This is a genomic window from Pseudomonas simiae, assembly GCF_000934565.1.
GTDB classification, from domain to species: Bacteria; Pseudomonadota; Gammaproteobacteria; order Pseudomonadales; family Pseudomonadaceae; genus Aquipseudomonas; species Aquipseudomonas simiae.
The window spans coordinates 289459-307354 of sequence record NZ_CP010896.1 but is presented as its reverse complement, the minus strand read 5'-3'; the positions used below and the strand labels follow the sequence as shown (position 1 = coordinate 307354).

Here is a 17896-nt window from a genome sequence, read left to right as displayed (position 1 = left end):
CGGGCGAAGTGACCGGCGAACTACAAACTGCGCAACAGCTGCGCCAAACCCTGGCCAATCGACGTCGGTTGCGGGAGTGCAAAGCGCTCCAGCAGACGGGTGTTATTGGCGCGCGAATGGCGGATGTCGCCTTGGCGCGGTGCCTGGTACGTCACGTTCAACGCGGTGCCGGTGGCATTGCCCAGTTCAGCGATCAGGTCATTGAGACTGGTCGAGCGGCTGAGCCCTACGTTGATTGCTTCAGGTGCCGGTTCGCGGGTCTCGACTGCCTGGACGAGGATGCTCACCAGATCCTGCACGTAAACGAAATCGCGGGTTTGCTCGCCGTCACCAAAGACGGTAATTGGCTTACCCGCCAACGCGCGCTCGGTGAAGATGCTGATCACGCCGGAGTACGGCGAAGACGGATCCTGGCGTGGGCCGAAGATATTGAAGAAGCGGAATATCACCGGCTCCAGGCCGTGCTCGCGACGGTAGAAGTCCAGGTAGTACTCACTGGCCAGTTTGTCGCTGGCATAAGGCGTCAGTGGGGACTTGGGGGTGTCTTCGGCGATGGCCGTGCCTTCGCCGTTGTTGCCGTAGGTCGCTGCGCTGGAGGCAAACACTACCCGCGTCACGCCGGCCTTGAGCATGCTTTGGCACACATTGAGCGTGCCGACGAAATTGGCCTGGTGGGTGGCGACGGGGTCGTCTACCGAAGCCTGCACCGACGCCACCGCAGCCAGATGCACGACTGCGCTGCAGTCAGCCATGGCCTGCTCGACCACGGCACTGTCTGCGACATCGCCAATCATCAGCTCCAGGTCAGGATGTGCGACGGGCAGGTTAGCCACCTTACCGGTCGACAAGTTGTCCAGTACGCGAATCTTGTAGCCTTTACCCAGCAAAGCTTCTACCAGATGTGACCCAATAAAACCTGCACCGCCGGTAACCAGAATTCGTCCTACAGCCATGAAGTTTGCTTCCTAAGACTCGAGCGCAGGCACGCAGCAGCGAACCCGCTAATTAAAGGTGACAGTGTTTAAGGGCTACCCTGACCAACGTCGCCTGGCCATCCGAGTCCAAGCCGCCTTATCCCTGAATCTTGAAGAACCACAGCCTGGGACGAATGCGCGTCACTAATGTCATTTTAATGGCTTAGAGCCATCAAAATCGTCGCGAATAATGTTGGATCCGAAAGGGACTGTCAACGTATTGTCTAACTTGCCGCCAAACGGCAGCCTCAGCCATAAATAAGTCATTTAATTGACGGCGCTTATTGATCATTACGTTGTCTTCGCGATTGGCTATGCGTCCGAGGCGGCGTTCAGTCGCGCCTGTAAACCCATGCTGGACGCTCGCCACGCACGAACATTGCTGAGAGCCCGCGCGTGCGACACCTATATGGCACTTAGCCACCTTTTTTCATTGACACCCCCTCCCCGCTCCGTTAAAAACCCTGCCTTGCTTGTGCTTCTAATCGAGACATGGATTTGTCGACCCCACCGCTTTTTAATCACCGCCGCTACTGGCTCGCGGCAATCATCGTGCTACTGGCGGTCCTGGACCCTTTCGGCCTGGCCAGTTCCAGCGACAAGGCGTCAGCGCAGTGGCTTAACCGCATGTTCGCCAGTCACTATTCCAACGAAGGTCAACAACGCGTGGCGGTGGTGGTGATCGATGACGCCTACCTGATGCGCAACGGCACCTCTTGGCCGATGCCCTACGGCGAGCAGAGCAAATTGTTCAAACGTTTGCTGGCGTACAAGCCCAAGGCTGTTTTCGTGGACTTGCTGTACAGCCATGACCATTCTTTTGGCGACCCGGCGCGGGGCAGCCAGCTACTGGCAAATGTGTTCGAGCGTTATCAGCGCCAGGGTATCCCGCTGTGGCTGGCGAATACCGGCGTCGTGCGAGGAGAGGCGGGCCAGGCCAACACACTGCAACCCTTCGCCGAGGTCAGCCGCCCAGGCCTGGTGGCCTGGGAAGGCGTGGACGACCAGTACCCGTTGGCAGTTCAGACGCCACTAGGGCTTATGGAAACACCAGCCATGGTGCTCTACCGCGAACTCTGCAGAACGCAGAAGTGCCAGTCGCCGCCGGTGGATGCCCAAACCGCCGCACAGCGGCAGCCGATCGCGGTGCAGTGGGGGCTGAAGCTGGCGCCAGAGCAAGCGCGTATTGCTGATGTGCGCCACTGCGCGCCGGCGCGGCATTTTGTCCTGGATGGACTCGCACAGTTTTTCCAGGCGGTGTTCTGGAAACTCGACGACTCGGCCCTGGCCCGCTGCCCTTATACCCTGACGGTGTCAGCCAGCGACTTGGAAGTCAGCGACCCGCAAGACCAGGCATTGCTCACCGAGTTATTGCGCGATCGCCTGGTCCTGGTCGGCGCCAATATCACCTCCACGGGAGACTTGGTGGACTCGCCGGTTCACGGCCAGCTACCGGGCGTGTACCTGCACGCCATGGCCTTGGATAACCTGATCAATGCAGGCATGGACTACGCCCATGAGCCCGCCAACTTTCCCGGCCTGCCCTTCAATTGGCTGGACCTGCTGGAGCTCGCCCTATTGGCGTTGATCGCCGTGCTCAAGGCGCTGCATGCGCGACGGCTGGCGGGTCACCGCCCCTGGAGCCGTTGGCGCCGCCGCGAGATCCGGTTTTTTTCTTCGCCGTGCCCGTCGTGGTTGTTAGTGATGTCGGTGCTTGCCCTGATGAGTGTGTTGTTGAGCGTCAACAACATCACCCCGGTCAACGTGCTGGGCATCGTATTGCTGTCATTGGTGCTGTTCAGCGAGCGGATCGAAGCCTTCTTCGACCGAGATCGCTGAGTGTGCCGCTCAGATGTCTGACTCAAGGAACCCAAGGATGAACAGAAGCCTCATTGTCTTGCTTGCCACCCTCTTTACCCAGGGCGCCTGGGCGGAAACCCACAGCATCAAGGCATTCCTCGCCGACCCGGTAGCGGTGCTCGATGAGCAAGGTAAACAACAGCGCGAGTTATCGAAGCAGGAAACGCCTACGCAGCCCTTGCCGGTGTTGCAGTACAACAAGGCGCTGGACTTGGTGCAGGTGGAACTGGCCGGCCAGAAGGTCTGGTTGGACACGATGGACCTGCGCATCGAGCCGCCGCTGAACGTGGTGGACCTACCCTGCCAAGGCCTGACCAAAAGCCAGACCAAAGACAGCCGCAACAACTCCACCATTGGTTTTGGTGCCGGCTGCAATCAATAAAAAGGAGCGCTGCGGTGAAAGGATCTCTATGGGCGGCCAGCCTGCTGGCAAGCACGCTACTCAGTGGCTGCGCCACGTTGAAGGGCGCCGATCAGGCGTTCATGAATCTGGTGGGACCTTCGACCCAATCCCGGGTGCAGGGCCATTATGTGGATAACACAGACGTGCGCCCGTATTACAAACTCGACCCGCAACGCCAGAGCCAACAACGCTTGAGCTATGACGGACGCACAGTACCCGCAGCCGAGGCTCGCCAGCAGAACCTGGTGGATATTCCGATGCTGCAGGTGTATCTGCAGGGTATTGTCACGCGCTTATCCAAGGGCTGGCCGGGCGAGTTGCCGGCCTTGCAGGTAAAAATCACCGACAGTTACAGCTTCGGCCCTTCGGCTGACCCTTACGGAAATGTGTTCGTGCCCCTGGGCATGCTGGATAACGTAGGGAGCGAAGACGAAATCGCGGCGATGCTCGGTCATGAGATGAGCCACGTATTGCTGCACCACCACGATCGCATGGCCGCCTTCCAGCAGCAGAAAGAGATGTTCACCACGGTCGCCTCCACGGTCGCGTTGGCCACCATGGCTGCCGACACGGGCGTGGATCGCAGTTCCGGCACGATGAAATTGTTCAGCAAAGACCCCGCCGGCACCCAGAAGACCATCGGGAATACCGTGCTGTATACCGCGCTGGCCAACACGTTTTCCGACCATGTCTGGAGCACCGCCTGGGGCCGCACCCAGGAAGACCAGGCCGACTTGCTTGGCACTGACTTGATGATCCGCGCCGGTTATGCACCGCGTGCCGCGACCCACAGCCTTGAACGCCTCAGTGATTTTCAGGGCAAGCAAAAACCGTTGCTCACGGGCTTTCTGACCGCGCGTAAAAACGCCATGCAGGATTCGCTGCAGCAGTTCAACCTGAACCGGTTTACCCAGGAACTGGATGTGCTGGTCAAAGACGGCCTGACCACCAGCATCACCGCGACCGCCCAGTACTTCAATCGCTCCCATATGTCGGCAACTGATCGCGACACCGAGTTACGCCAGTACCTGCAACGCGAGTATCGCCAGGAGCGCCGTGCACGGATCAACACGCAAAGCTGGACGAAAATGAAGAGCACGCCGCAAGTGGCGAAAGCCATGCAAGGTTACAAGGATGCCTACTTCGCCAACGACGCCCTGGAGAAAAACAAAGTCCCAGACGCTGATGGGTTCATCCGCAAAGCCTTGGCCTCTCCCGTCAAAGACCAACCCGGTATCCGCCGCACCGCCTACACCGTGCGACTGGCCCAGGGCCGGAGCGGCGAAGCGCTGAAAGAGCTGCAAGCGATCAAGGACTGGAGCCTGGCGGGCCCCTCCACCTTCGACCTGATGATCAGCTATCACCTCAAACGCGGAGATGGGCAGTCGGCGCTGGCGATGATCGACAAGGCGGAACGTCACCTCGGCTCTGAAGAACTGTTCATTACCGAGAAATTATTGGCTAACCAGCAAGTGCAAAATGCGCAGCAGGTGCAAACCGTGCTGCGCAAGTGTGAGCAATATCCGGCACGTAAAGAGAACTGCAAAAAACTCGTGCCGGCCAAAGCCTGACGTTTAGTGACCGGCGCTTTGCCCACCGTCTACATGCAGAATTTCGCCGGTCACAAACCCGGCGTTCTCCAGGTAGACAATCGCCTGGGCGATGTCACTCACCTCGCCCATGTGCCCGACCGGATGCAATTGCCCGAGCGCCGCGTGGGTTTCCGCGCCGTGCATCGGCGTCTTGATGATCCCCGGGCTCACCGCGTTCACCCGGATGCCACGTTTGGCGTACTCGATCGCCAGGGACTTGGTGGCCGAATTCAGTCCGCCCTTGGTGAGGTTCGCGAGTACCGACGGCACGCCGTCAATCGCGTGATCCGCCAGGCTGGTGGTGACGTTGACGATGTGGCCGGCGTTGTTTTTTTCCATTTCGGCAATGGCGAGTTGGGTGATGTAAAAGAAGCCGTTGAGGTTCACCGCGAGGACGTTGGCGTAGTCCTCTTGCGTGTAGGCCGTGAACGGTTTGGCGACGAAGATACCGGCGTTGTTGATCAGGCTGTCGATGCGCCCGAAGGTGGCCAGGGTTTCGTGGATGACGCGCTGGGCGGTGGCCCGGTCAGCAATGTCGCCGGCGACGGTGAGGATGTCCGGGTCGGTGGATGGCTGGATCGAGCGCGAAGTAGCGACCACGCGGTAGTCGAGGGCACGGTAGGCCTGGACCACGGCAGCACCGATACCTTGGGATGCGCCGGTGATGATGACGACTTTCTTCATGAGGATTCTCCAGTAGGGATTCAGGCTTGGGATTTGCGGTATTCGGTGGTGGTGATACCCGCATAGCCCCAGTTGTCGGTGTCGACTTCTTCGATGACGATGTGGGTCAGATCGGGGCGTTTGTGCAGGACGCGTTCGAGGGTTTCGGTGAACTCGGCGATGACCTGGGCTTTTTGCTCCGAGGTAACGCCGTCACGGGTGATGCGCAGGCTGACAAAGGGCATGGCAGGGACTCCAGTGGCCGGCCATCGGGGTGATGGGCGGGCAGTGAGGTCAATTTAGGCTTGCGTCGGGGAGGGATAAAGGTGGGGCCGAGTACTTCATTCGTACTGCGGTGTAACAAGACTGCAGCGCACTAGCGCACATAAAAAAACCCCGAACCAGTCGGGGTTTTTTTCGCCTGGAATCAGGCGCGACGCCGGATCATTAGAAGACGTTGATCGGGTAGTCGGCGAACAGACGGATTTCGTTACCGCCCACGTTGTACTGGTCGGCGTTATTGGACACGCGCAACCACGACGCACGCGCACGCAGGCTCAGGTCTTTGGCTGGACCGCTCTGTACGACGTATTTGAACTGGTTCCAGATTTCACGCTCGGTGCCATCGCCACGGTTGGTACCGTCGTCAATGTTGGTACCGCGCACGTAGGCAACGTTGTAGGTCAGGCCCGGTACGCCGAAGGTGGCGAAGTCGATGCCGTAGCCAAGCTGCCAGGAACGCTCGTCCTTGCCGTTGAAGTCGGACCAGTAGGAGTTCGCCAGCAAGATGGTGTTACCACCGTCACCGATGCCGCCAGCATTGCGGTAGCCGCCGTAGAGGTAGCCGGTGTCGCCGGTGCTGCGCTGGTGAGCGACGGTGAAGCTGTGCGGGCCGACAGCCCACGTAGCGCCCAGGCTCCAGATCTTGTTGTCACGGGCGTCAGCGTCTTTCTGGTTTTCCAGGGCGAAGCTGCGGTCCAGCTTGGTTTTGTAGCCGTTGAAGTCAAACGTCAGCGACTGCTTCTCTGGCAGGGCCAGCACGTAGTTGACGTTGACGTATTGCTTCTTCAGCACGTCCTGCATATCGGAGGCGTACAGGGCAGCCGACAGGCTTTCGGTGAATTTGTAGCTACCACCGATGTAGTCGATGCTTTTCAGGCGACCGCTGTCGGTGCCTTCCATGCTCTTGCGGGCTTCTTTGGTGAAGTGACCTGCATCCAGTTGCAGACCGGCGATCTCTTTGGAAACGATCGACGTACCGGTGTAAGTTTCCGACAACAGACGGGAGTTGTCGTACTGCAGCACAGGCACGGCCGGGAACTGATCACCGTACTTGAGCACGGTGTTGGAAACGCGGAACTTCACGGCAGCGCCGCCCTTGGCCAGGTCGTGTGGGGCCGAGCCAGGGTTGTTCGAGCCATCAGGGTTGGTAGTGCCATTGCCCTGTTTGAAGAAGTCGATACCGCCAGCGCCGGCACGGCCTTTACCACCGTCCAGACGGATAGCGTATTGGCCAATCACGTCCACACCCACACCAACGGTGCCTTGGGTGAAACCGGATTCGAGCTTGCCGATGAAGCCTTGGCCCCACTCGGCTTTGTCTTGCTTGCCGTTCTTGTAGTCACGGCTGATGTAGGCGTTACGTGCGGCGATGTTCAGGTGGCTGTCTTCGATAAAACCCTTCGACTGGTCCTGATCGTTTGCCATGGCTGTCGATGCGCTCAAAATCCCCAGAGCGATCAGACTCATCCGTTGCTTCAACATTTTCTTATATTCCTTATTCCTGGTTGAGTACGCGCTGTGACACCAGGCTCCATGTCGCTTTTTCTGGTGTCGACTGATTCCGGAAAAAAGAAGGCCCGCGGACGACTTAACAGGCCGCGGGCCTTTTTTTATTGGATGAGTCATGGCGGTTAGCCACAGGCGTTGGGCGCAATCCTAGTCGCGCCCGGAACTATGTGTCAATTTCGCGAATCGTCTGTATTTAGGCGAAATAATTCTAAGGAGGGGCCTACAGCCGTTCTGAAAGCGACATAAAACCGCAGCAAAACAGGCAAAAAACACATCTAGTAACATATTTCAGACCCGGCACGTTTGGGAATGGGTAACGCACGTAAATGCAAAGCATTACCATTAACGCAGTTTGCCTCCCTAACAATTCGGATACATTTCTCCATGCCTGCCCTTCGCCTGACGCCCATCACCCTTGGGCTCTCCGTTCTGCTGTCTGTCGGTTTTGCCTGTGCGGCCACTACCTTGCCTGAAACCTCGATCAGCGCCGAAGCTGACGAAGACGACCCACGCGTCAAAGAAACCAGCACCGCCACCCGCACCGCCACACCCGTGCGTTATGTGCCTCAGGCCATCGACTCAGTGAAGACCGAAAGCCTGCGTTCCTATGGCACTAATGACCTGGGCCAGGCATTGAGCGGCATCCCCAACGTCAGCAGCGGCGCCGACACGCGCTTCGACAGCGTGCGCATCCGGGGTTTCGACGCGAGCAATGACTTCTATCTGGATGGCATTCGCGACGACAGCCAATATGTGCGCGACCTGCACAACATCGAGCGCATCGAAGTGCTCAAGGGGCCGGCAGCCGTACTCTACGGGCGAGGCGGTCAGGGAGGAATCGTCAACCGCGTGAGCAAACTGCCTATGGCCGGGCACAAATCAAGCATCGAAGCCCAGGGCGGCAGCGACGATCTGCGCAGTGTGTACGCCGACCTCAGCACCGACCCCACGGATAACATCAGCCTGCGCCTGAACATGGGTAATCAAGACAACAACAGCTTCCGCGATGGCGTCAGCGGCAATCGCCAGTTGTTCGCTCCGTCCATGAGCTGGCAGCTCACGCCGGACCTGAACTGGCTGGTGCAATACGAATACAGCCGTTACAACCGCACGCCTGACCGTGGCATTCCCGGCGTCAACGGCCGACCCGCGGATGTCAGTCGCAGCACCACCTACTTTGATAACCGCGATTACATCGACGACAAAACCCAGTCGCTACGCTCCAAGCTGGCTTATGAACTCAATGACAACTGGCAACTGCGCCAGACCCTGGGCGTGTTCAAGCTCGACAGCGATTTCGACAATACCTATCAAACCGCCTATGTGCCGGCGACCCACAGCGTGACACGCCAACGCTGGCAGCAAGACCTCACCACCCTCAACGTCTTCAACAACGTCGAGCTGGAAGGTGGCTTCAGTACCTACGGCCTGGAACATCGCGTGCTCACCGGCCTCGAACTGGGCAGTCAGCGCCGCGATCCGAAGCTGTACACCGCCACCGCCGTCAACCGAGGCGGCCAGGCCGTGCCGAGCCTGGACCTCAGCCAGCCCAACCGCAACCTCAGCCACACCGGCCGTATGAGCGTGTCGAGCAACAACCACACCGAAGTCGAAAGCCGTGCCATTTACGTGCAGGACCAACTGCGCCTGAATGACCAATGGCAAGTCCTGGCCGGTCTGCGTTACGACCGGTTCGAAGTGGACACCCAAAACAAACTGCTCAATACCCAGCAGGACGTCAAAAGCCACAGCACCAGCCCGCGCTTCGGCCTGGTCTGGACGCCACTGGAACATCACACCTTCTATGCTTCGTGGAGCAAGACGTTTTCTCCCGCAGGCGGTGGCTTGATCGGTATCACCCCCAACGCTGCCGGCAGCGTCAACGACCTGAGCCCCGAGCTGACCAAGCAGAAAGAGATCGGGGTCAAGAGCGACTGGCTCGACGACCGCCTGAGCACCACCCTGGCAGTGTACGAGTTGGAACTCTACAACCGCCGCACCAGCGACCCCCTGGATCGCACTATCACGCTGCTCAGCGGTTTGCAGCGCTCACGCGGCGTGGAGCTGACCGCCACCGGCAAGATCGTCGGCAACTGGTACGTGCGTGGTGGTGTCGGCCTGCAAGAGGCCACGGTCGAGAAGGATAACAACGGCTTTGAAGGCAAGCGCGTCAGCGATGTGGCCAAACGCAATGCCAGCCTGTTCATTACCTGGAAACCGGAGATGGGCTGGTACGCGGAAACCGGCTTGACCCTGGTCGGCGATCGCTATGCCGACAGCCTCAACACCGTGGTGCTGCCGGGCTATGGTCGCTGGGATGCGTTGGCTGGGTTCCGCCAGAAGGAATGGGACGTCAGGGCGGCGCTGAACAATATCGCGGATAAAACCTACTACGCGTCGGCGACCAGTGTGGCGCAAATTCAGCCGGGAGAACCGCGTAGCGTGGTAGTGACGGGGACTTACAGCTTCTAATGCAGCGCCTCTCCCTGTAGGAGCCGGCAAGCCGGCGCCTACAGGCTCTTCAACAAATCGCACAACACGTGCACTTCATCCTCACTGAACAACCCCGCCGGATAACGTTCACTCATCACGCTGCGCCAGTCAGGCTGTTGCCTGATCTGCCGCGGGCCGTTTTCCCTCAACCAGAGCGCCAGCACATGGATCGCGTCGCCGTTGACCCGCAAAGGGTGGGACGTGCGCGTGTACATCAGGTTGATATCGGCATTCATTTCAGCGCTCTCTCCTACTGCGTGAGCGGCTAACTTACTCAAGGTTTATGACAGAACTGCGCAGTCATCGCCTTGGGCCACTGTCACACCGGCGATACAAGAGCTATGCCAATGTCTCGTGTTCATAGGCGTTTGGCCACAAAAAAGCCCGCGACCTGTCTGGGTCGCGGGCTGGTTGTGGACGCCTGAACCGATCAGCGCCGGTTCGTCGTCATGGTGCTGTTACAACTGCACTCAGTTTTTGTGCGGCGCTGGCTGTTGTTGGGTCAGGCAGTGGATATTGCCGCCACCCAGTAACAGTTCGCGGCCCGGCACCATCACTACTTCATGCTGCGGGAACAGGTCCTGCAGGATAGCCTTGGCCTGGCTGTCCAGCGGGTCGTCGAAGCTCGGCGCGATGATGCCACCGTTGACGATCAGGAAGTTGACGTAGGAACCCGCCAACCGCACCGTCGGATTACGTTCCTGGGTGCCGTCAACCGGGTCGACACCCTCACATTCTTCCTCGGTCGCGTACAGCGGGCCCGGAATCGGCATTTTATGCACTGTGAACGAGCGGCCCTGGGCGTCGGTGCTGCTTTGCAGCACGTCCATGGCGGCGTGACAGCGCGCGTAGTTCGGGTCTTGCGGGTCGTCAGTCCAGGCCAGCAGCACTTCGCCCGGGCGCACGTAGCAGCAGAAGTTATCCACATGGCCGTCAGTTTCGTCGTTGAACAGGCCGTCCGGCAACCAGATGATCTTATCCACAGCCAGATTGGCGCTCAGCACCGCTTCGATCTCGGCACGGTCGAGGTGCGGGTTGCGATTGCGGTTGAGCAGGCATTCTTCGGTGGTGATCAGGGTGCCTTCGCCGTCGACATGGATCGACCCACCTTCCAGCACAAAGCCTTCGGTGCGATAGCGTGGCGTGCGTTCGATTTCGAGGATCTTGCCGCCGACTTGCGAATCGCGGTTCCACGGCGAATACAGGCCGCCGTCGAAACCGCCCCAGGCGTTGAAGTCCCAGTTCACGCCGCGCACCTCACCGCTGTCGTTGATCACGAAGGTCGGGCCAGTGTCACGTACCCAGGCGTCATCGCTGGACATTTCCACCACGCGGATGTTCGGCACATCCAGGCGCGCGCGGGCGTTTTCGTATTGACCGGCGGAAACCGCCACCGTGACCGGTTCAAAACGTGCAATGGCCTTGGCCACCGCCACATGAGCCGCCTGCGCCGGTTTGCCGCCCAGGCGCCAGTTGTCCGGGCGCTCAGGCCAGATCATCCAGACCTGAGTCTGTGGTGCCCATTCGGCAGGCATGCGGAAGCCATCGGCGCGTGGGGTGCTGTGCAGGGTGGTCATGGCGATCAGGACTCCGAATGGGGGTAAAGCCGACTTTATAACGGATAAAAATCGGCTTTAGAAGCGACAAAACATCATGGCTGATAACCATGAGATTATTTAGCCGATAAGAATCGACTATCTATAACTGTTCATCCAGCACTTTCGACAGCATGTCGACGAAGAAATCCACACTGTGTCGAGACGTGACCATCGGCGGCTTGATCTTGAGGATGTTCAAATAATCCCCCGTCGGTTGCATGAAAATCCCCAATTCCCGCAGGCGATCACACAGCAACGTGGTCTCTTCAGTAGCGGGTTCCAGGGTTTGCCGATCGCGGACCAACTCCAGTCCAAGATAAAAACCTGAGCCGTGGACAGCCCCCACTAACGGATGACGATCAATCAGTTCTTCCAACCGGGCCTTGAAATGCCCACCAACCACCCGGGCGTTTTCCCACAACTTTTCCTCTTCCATCACATCCAGCACGGCCATTCCGATCCGGCAACTCACCGGACTGCCTCCCGACGACGAGAAGAAATACCCCTCAGCTTCCAGCGCCTCGGCGATTTCCCGCCGAGTAATGACCGCGCCCAGCGGCTGGCCATTCCCCATGCCCTTGGCCATTGTAATGATGTCAGGCACCACGCCTTGCTCTTCAAAGCCCCAGAAAAAATGCCCCATACGGCCGTAACCCACCTGCACTTCATCGGCGATGCACACGCCACCCTGGGCGCGGACGAGTCCGTACACCTGCTGCAAATAGCCCGGCGGCAACGAGATGCCACCTGCATTGCCATACACCGGCTCGCAGATGAAACCCGCCAGTTGGCGTTGGCTCGCGGCAATTTTCGCCAGGTTGTGCTCCACGCTTCGGACGTAATCCGGCGCACTGTCCTGCCCGCGGAACTCACCGCGATACGTATTGGGCGCGGTCACCGGGTGCACCCAGTCCGGGCGGCTGCTCAACGCCTGGGGATTGTCGGCAATCGACGTGGACACCGCATCCGCCGCCACCGACCAGCCGTGGTACGCCTCCAGCACGCTGAGCATGTCGCGTCCGCCGCTGTAGGCCCAGGCCAGGCGGATCGCCAAATCATTGGCCTCGGTGCCGCTGTTGACCAGGAACACCCGGTCCATGCCCTCAGGCGCCAGCGCCAGCAAACGCTCGGAAAATTCGGCAACGGCCGCGTAATGGAAACGCGAGTTGGTATTGAGCAACGACCACTGCCGCGCTGCCACTGCCGCCATGCGCGGGTGACCATGGCCCAGCACGGCGACGTTGTTGAGCATGTCCAGGTAGGAACGGCCCTGCATGTCGATCAGGTGGTTGCGCCAGCCACGTTCGATGCGTGGCGGGTCGGCATAATAGTGCTTTTGCGAACGGGCGAAACTGGCGTCGCGGCGGGCCAGCAAGGCCTCAGGGTCCAACTCTGGTTCGGCGTCGCAGGCCAGGCCCAACAGCGCGGCCGGCGATGGGCACAGCGATTGCCATGCCTGTGCCCGTGACGGCGTGCAAAACAACGGTGCGGGCACGTCAGCACGGCACAGTTGCACAATGAGCGGGCCTTCGACTTCACCGATCACCTGGCCCTTGAGCACTGCGGCACCTGGCTGCAACAGTGCTTTCATGCCCCATAGCCACACGCTTGCCTCACTGCTGTGCACCTGAAGCCCACCGTTGGCGCCCGGTCGTACAACACCTGCAAACGGCGCTTCAACCGATGTACCCAAAGGCACGTGCAGTTCGACATGCAACGGGAACGTCTCTGGCTCAATCGCGCTGTCAGGCTGGGTCTGCGACAAACGGTATTGCCCATAGCGACTTGCCGCCAGGCCATGCACCGCCGCCGCCTCCTGCAACAGCCGTTGATCGACCCCCGGTTGTTCCCAGTTACCCGCCTCGAAATGCGGGCTGAGCACGCCCAGGTCGATCAACGCAAACTCACGCCCAACCAACCCCGGCAGCAACGGCGCAAAGCCTTGACTGGCGAGGGGTGCCGGCGCCTGACCGACGCAGCCCAGAATGGCCGCCTCCATCAATGCAAATGGCACTGACGTGGCTACATGGAAAATTTCCCACTCATGCTCGGCGTTTTTCAGCAGGTAGCGGTTATCCGGATCCAGGCGTTGCTGCTGCTCGCTGCTCAGCACCAGCACCGCCGCACGGGCGACGATCAGCGGCCACAGCGCCAGCAGTTCTTCGTGCTGCAACGGCGTGACCGCGTGGCAGGCCTGGATCGCCGGCAGGATCGCAAAGGGATCGCCGTCAGCATGATGCAGCAACGCCGCGCAAGTCACCGACAGATCGGCAATGCGCCAGGTGTGCACAAGGTCGCCGAAATCGATCACGCCCTGAATCTGCCAGTGCCGTTGCGCATCGCGCTGCCACACCACGTTGTCGTCGGTGATGTCCATGTGCACCGCCTGCCACGGCAAGTGATCGGCCAAGGGGCGGATACGCGCTTCGACCTGCTCGGCCACTTGCTCCAGTGCCAGGCGATGCGGCAGGTTTTCCAAGGTCGCCAACAGATGCTTGATCAATGCCTGGGCATGGCGCGGGTCCCACTGCAGCGTGCGTTGCAGGCCCGGATGCTCGAACCGCGCCAGCGCCTGGCTCATCCGCCCACACAGGTCACCAAACCCTGCGATCACCCCGCGCCCCAGGTGGGGCAGATGGGTCAACGGCTGGCCATCGATGTACTCCAGCACGCGCACGTGCAGGGCTTGACCTTCGAGGTTCAGGGTCAACAGCGCTTCCCCGGTCAAAGACTTGATGACCTTGGGTACGCGTACCGTCTGCAGCCTATCAAGCGCAGCGTGCTGGGCGTGCAGTTCAACAGCGTCGTAGTCGCCCCGACAGATTTTCAGAACAAACCGGCCGCGGGGGCTGTCGACTCTGTAGTTGAGGTCTTGCTGACTGCCCAATGATTGCAAGATGCCAGCTAGGCCGTAATGTTGCGCGAGCAGTTGAGCCACCTGATCGGTGCCCACTTGCGGGCAGGGTAGACTGGCGCGATGGATCAGGGTGGCGAGCGGCATTGTGACGACCTCGGTTTTTTTAGGCGTCTATATCGCCATTGTTCTGGTGGATAAGGCAACCCCTAGTCACACCGCGCTTGCGCCACCTCGCCACACAACTCAAGCTATGCTCCATTCGCTTAATGTCCGTCTAAGGAAAAGGCCCTCCGACATGCGCATTCTCATCACCGGTGGTGCCGGTTTTATTGGCTCTGCCCTGATCCGTCACCTGATTCAACACACCGAGCACGAAGTCCTCAACCTGGACAAACTCACCTATGCGGGCAATCTGGAGTCGCTGGCCAGCATCGCGTCCAACAGCCGCTATGAGTTCGTCCAGGCCGATATCATCGACCAGGCCACTGTCAGCGCCATACTGGAGCGCTTCGAGCCCCAGGCGATCATGCACTTGGCGGCAGAGTCCCATGTCGACCGCTCGATTGATGGCCCATCGGATTTCATTCAAACCAATATCGTCGGCACCTACAGCCTGCTGGAGGCCGCCCGCGCCTATTGGCAGACGTTGGCCGAGCCCGCCAAGGGTAACTTCCGTTTCCATCACATTTCCACTGACGAAGTGTACGGTGACCTGCACGGCGTGGATGACCTGTTCACTGAAACCACGCCCTATGCGCCCAGCTCGCCGTACTCTGCGAGCAAGGCGGCGTCCGACCACCTGGTACGCGCATGGCAACGCACCTATGGCCTGCCGGTGCTGCTCACGAACTGTTCGAACAACTACGGGCCGTTCCACTTCCCCGAGAAGCTGATCCCCTTGGTGATCCTCAACGCACTCGCGGGCAAACCATTGCCGGTCTATGGCAATGGCTTACAAGTACGTGACTGGCTGTTTGTCGAGGACCATGCCCGCGCGCTGCTGAAAGTAGTGACCGAGGGTATCGTCGGCGAAACCTATAATATCGGCGGTCACAATGAGCAAAAAAACATCGATGTCGTGCGTGGCATCTGCCAATTGCTGGAAGAGTTGGCACCCCAACGCCCCAGCGGCGTCGAAAAATTCGCCGACCTGATCACGTTCGTCAAAGACCGCCCCGGCCACGATCAGCGTTATGCAATCGATGCCAGCAAGATTGAACGCGAGCTAGGCTGGGTTCCTGAAGAAACCTTCGAATCCGGTTTGCGCAAGACCGTGCAGTGGTACCTCGATAACCTGGAATGGTGCCGCAGGGTCCAGGATGGCAGCTATCAGGGCGAACGTTTAGGCAACACTGACTTTAAGGATTTGATCGCATGATGAAGGGAATCGTATTGGCCGGCGGGTCCGGCACACGTTTGCACCCCATTACCCTGGGTGTGTCCAAGCAGTTGTTGCCGGTGTACGACAAGCCGATGATCTACTACCCGATCTCCGTGCTGATGCTGGCGGGTATCAAGGACATCCTGGTGATTTCCACCCCCGTGGACTTGCCGCAATACCGCAACTTGCTGGGCGATGGCAGCCAGTTTGGCGTGCGTTTCAGCTACGCCGAGCAGCCAACCCCGGATGGCCTGGCCCAGGCGTTCATCATTGGTGAAGAGTTCATCGGCGATGATCCTGTGTGCCTGATCCTGGGCGACAATATCTTCCATGGTCAGCATTTCGGCGAACAACTGCTTGGTGCGGCCAAGCGAGCGTCTGGCGCTACTGTTTTCGGCTACTGGGTCAAGGACCCGGAGCGCTTTGGCGTGATCGACTTCGACAGCGAGGGCCGTGCCCTCTCCATCGAAGAAAAGCCGGCGAAGCCAAAATCCAGCTATGCCGTGACCGGCCTGTACTTCTACGACAACGACGTGATCAAGATCGCCAAGGCGGTCAAGCCTTCGCCCCGTGGCGAGTATGAGATTACCGACGTCAACAACGCCTACCTCAAGCGCGGCGACCTGCATGTAGAGCGTTTCGGCCGTGGTTTTGCCTGGCTGGATACGGGCACCCATGACAGCTTGCTGGAGGCCTCGCAGTACGTGCAGACCATCGAGCACCGCCAAGGCCTGAAAGTAGCCTGCCTAGAAGAAGTCGCCTATGAAAATGGCTGGATCAACCGCGAACACCTGCTGGAGCGTGCCAAATACTTCGGCAAGACCGGCTATGGCCAATACCTGTACTCGCTGGCTGGAGAGAATCAGTGAACGTCATTGAAACCTCGCTGCCCGACGTGCTGATCATCGAACCCAAGGTGTTCGGTGATGAACGTGGCTTCTTCTACGAAAGCTTCAACGCCCGGGCTTTTGAAGAGGCAACGGGTCTCAAGCGTCAGTTTGTTCAGGACAACCACTCACGCTCCCAGAAGGGCGTGCTGCGTGGCCTGCATTACCAACTCGAACACACCCAAGGCAAACTGGTGCGTGTCACCGCCGGTGAAGTATTGGACGTAGCCGTCGATATCCGCCGCAGCTCGCCGAATTTCGGCCAGTGGGTGGGTGTACGCTTATCGGCCCAGAATCACCGCCAACTATGGGTGCCGGAAGGTTTTGCGCATGGATTCGTGGTACTGAGCGAACACGCCGAGTTCCTGTACAAAACCACTGACTACTACCAGCCCAGTGCCGAACGCTGCATCCTGTGGAATGACCCGACACTGGCAATCGACTGGGAGCTGAGCGAGGCGCCACAGCTGTCCGCCAAGGACCAGGCGGGTAAACCCTTGATGGAAGCTGACGTGTTCCCATGAAAATCTTGATCACCGGCCAACATGGCCAAGTCTCCCGCGAGCTGCAACTGCGGCTCCAAGGCCTGGGCGAGCTCGTCGTCCTGGGACGCGACCAGCTTGACCTGGCCGAAGCGGAGCACATTCGCCAGCAGGTGCGGGCCCATCGCCCTCACCTGATCATCAACGCAGCGGCCCACACGGCCGTCGATCTGGCCGAGAGCGAGCCGGACGCGGCCTTCGCCATCAATGCCATCGCCCCGGGCATCCTTGCCGAAGAGGCCAAGGCGCTGGGCATCCCGCTGATCCACTATTCCACCGACTACGTGTTCGACGGCAGCAAACCTGCCCCCTACCGCGAAAGCGACACGCCGAACCCGCTGGGCGTCTACGGCCAGAGCAAACTGGCGGGCGAGCAGGCGATTGCGGCCGTCGGCGGCGAATACCTCATTCTGCGCACCAGTTGGGTCTACTCCAACCACGGCAAGAACTTCCTGCTGACCATGCAGCGGCTGCTGCAGGAGAAGCCGCAAATGCGCATCGTCGCCGATCAGATCGGCGCGCCGACCTGGGCCGGCAGCATTGCCAACAGCACGCGCGCGTTGATCGAGCGCTGGCAAGCAGGCGAACCGGGGGAATGGGGCATTTATCACCTGAGTGCTCAAGGCGAAACCTCCTGGTTCGGTTTTGCCGAAGCCATTGGCGACCACCTGCGTCAGCAAGGCAAAGCCTGCGCCGAACTGGAGCCCATCCCGTCCAGCGCTTATCCGACGCCCGCCAAGCGCCCGCTGAACTCGCGCCTCGATTGCAGCCGCCTGCAGCAGCAATGGCACGTCAGCCAGCCACACTGGCAAGACGCATTGCGCGAGTGTCTTGCACTGCAGCACTAGGCATAAT

The 17896-nt window shown here is 59.7% G+C and carries 15 protein-coding genes; 8 read left to right on the top strand and 7 right to left on the bottom strand.

The genetic code is table 11. The annotated features are described in order from the left end of the window. Window positions 1-20: 20 nt before the first annotated feature. A complete protein-coding gene (locus PF1751_RS01385) occupies window positions 21-953 on the bottom strand; it encodes an NAD-dependent epimerase/dehydratase family protein (protein WP_010214027.1) in 933 nt (310 codons plus the stop codon). Between the two features lie 513 nt (window positions 954-1466). Between PF1751_RS01385 and PF1751_RS01380 the strand changes: the two genes are divergently transcribed. Genes PF1751_RS01380 through PF1751_RS01370 form a run of 3 tightly spaced genes read left to right on the top strand, consistent with a single transcriptional unit; the run spans window position 1467 to window position 4808 of the window. After that, window positions 1467-2813, top strand: a complete 1347-nt coding sequence (locus PF1751_RS01380) for a CHASE2 domain-containing protein (protein WP_044286475.1) — start codon at window positions 1467-1469, stop codon at window positions 2811-2813. Window positions 2814-2850: 37 nt separating this feature from the next. Further along, entirely contained in the window at window positions 2851-3216 is a 366-nt protein-coding gene (locus PF1751_RS01375; RefSeq protein WP_010214029.1) for a hypothetical protein, read from the top strand. A gap of 14 nt (window positions 3217-3230) precedes the next feature. Continuing rightward, window positions 3231-4808 carry a M48 family metallopeptidase gene (locus PF1751_RS01370; protein WP_044286474.1) on the top strand — a complete coding sequence of 526 codons (1578 nt, stop codon included), beginning with the start codon at window positions 3231-3233 and terminating at the stop codon, window positions 4806-4808. Window positions 4809-4811: 3 nt separating this feature from the next. On the opposite strand, the gene PF1751_RS01365 is transcribed toward PF1751_RS01370, so the two are convergent. The 3 genes from PF1751_RS01365 to PF1751_RS01355 form a co-directional block, all read right to left on the bottom strand. After that, complete coding sequence (locus PF1751_RS01365; protein ID WP_010214032.1) at window positions 4812-5513, bottom strand: SDR family NAD(P)-dependent oxidoreductase; 702 nt, start codon at window positions 5511-5513, stop codon at window positions 4812-4814. Window positions 5514-5533: 20 nt separating this feature from the next. Beyond that, a complete protein-coding gene (locus PF1751_RS01360; protein WP_010214033.1) occupies window positions 5534-5737 on the bottom strand; it encodes a tautomerase family protein in 204 nt (67 codons plus the stop codon). Between the two features lie 202 nt (window positions 5738-5939). After that, on the bottom strand, window positions 5940-7256 hold the full coding sequence (locus PF1751_RS01355) for an OprD family porin (RefSeq protein ID WP_010214034.1): 1317 nt from the start codon (window positions 7254-7256) through the stop codon (window positions 5940-5942). Between the two features lie 411 nt (window positions 7257-7667). Here PF1751_RS01355 and PF1751_RS01350 point away from each other — a divergent pair, with 411 nt between their 5' ends. After that, entirely contained in the window at window positions 7668-9755 is a 2088-nt protein-coding gene (locus PF1751_RS01350; RefSeq protein WP_044286473.1) for a TonB-dependent receptor, read from the top strand. Between the two features lie 38 nt (window positions 9756-9793). Here the strand turns inward: PF1751_RS01350 and PF1751_RS01345 are convergent, their stop codons facing one another. The 3 genes from PF1751_RS01345 to PF1751_RS01335 form a co-directional block, all read right to left on the bottom strand. After that, window positions 9794-10012, bottom strand: coding sequence for a hypothetical protein (locus PF1751_RS01345; protein ID WP_010214036.1), 219 nt, complete (start codon window positions 10010-10012; stop codon window positions 9794-9796). Between the two features lie 234 nt (window positions 10013-10246). Then, window positions 10247-11353, bottom strand: coding sequence for an agmatine deiminase (aguA, locus tag PF1751_RS01340; protein ID WP_010214037.1), 1107 nt, complete (start codon window positions 11351-11353; stop codon window positions 10247-10249). A 121-nt stretch (window positions 11354-11474) separates the two neighbouring features. Continuing rightward, on the bottom strand, window positions 11475-14375 hold the full coding sequence (locus PF1751_RS01335; protein WP_044286472.1) for an aminotransferase: 2901 nt from the start codon (window positions 14373-14375) through the stop codon (window positions 11475-11477). 151 nt (window positions 14376-14526) lie between these two features. Here PF1751_RS01335 and rfbB point away from each other — a divergent pair, with 151 nt between their 5' ends. The 4 genes from rfbB to rfbD are packed head-to-tail and all read left to right on the top strand — an operon-like array spanning window position 14527 to window position 17889. Further along, window positions 14527-15609: a dTDP-glucose 4,6-dehydratase gene (rfbB, locus tag PF1751_RS01330; RefSeq protein WP_021492338.1), complete on the top strand. Its 1083-nt coding sequence runs from the start codon at window positions 14527-14529 to the stop codon at window positions 15607-15609. Next, complete coding sequence (rfbA, locus tag PF1751_RS01325) at window positions 15606-16481, top strand: glucose-1-phosphate thymidylyltransferase RfbA (RefSeq protein WP_021492339.1); 876 nt, start codon at window positions 15606-15608, stop codon at window positions 16479-16481. Before rfbB ends, rfbA begins: the two co-directional genes overlap by 4 nt. Further along, window positions 16478-17023 carry a dTDP-4-dehydrorhamnose 3,5-epimerase gene (gene rfbC / locus PF1751_RS01320; RefSeq protein WP_010214044.1) on the top strand — a complete coding sequence of 182 codons (546 nt, stop codon included), beginning with the start codon at window positions 16478-16480 and terminating at the stop codon, window positions 17021-17023. Before rfbA ends, rfbC begins: the two co-directional genes overlap by 4 nt. Then, window positions 17020-17889 (top strand): dTDP-4-dehydrorhamnose reductase, encoded by an 870-nt coding sequence (rfbD, locus tag PF1751_RS01315; protein ID WP_010214045.1) that lies wholly within the window; start codon window positions 17020-17022, stop codon window positions 17887-17889. The genes rfbC and rfbD overlap by 4 nt, the downstream gene beginning before the upstream one ends. Window positions 17890-17896 lie beyond the last annotated feature (7 nt).